We start from the raw sequence: 248 nt of genomic DNA on the forward strand, positions 1-248 counted from the left end.
TTGGTTACAAGAACTATATGTACTTTCAGACTGTATTTTCGTCTGTTATGACGATTATATCTATAATCCATAAATCACCTCTGACAGTTATTGACATTCACTAATTATTAGTATACACTATCATTAGTGAAGCATCAATAAGAGGAGTACATTTTATGGAACAGATAACTATAACTGCAAAAGTTCAGATAGCTGCAACTGATACAGATAAAGTTTTGCTTAATAAAACAATGTCTGTTTATTGTGAT

1 pseudogene is annotated in these 248 nt (G+C 29.8%); it reads right to left on the minus strand.

Features of this window, described 5'->3' with window-relative positions:
* Positions 1 to 71, minus strand: a pseudogene (locus LJE09_RS19370) (IS200/IS605 family transposase); the annotation flags it as partial.
* Between the last annotated feature and the right edge of the window lie 177 nt (positions 72 to 248).

It is taken from the genome of Blautia sp. DFI.3.45 (assembly GCF_020593505.1).
Taxonomy (GTDB): Bacteria; Bacillota; Clostridia; order Lachnospirales; family Lachnospiraceae; genus Blautia_A; species Blautia_A wexlerae.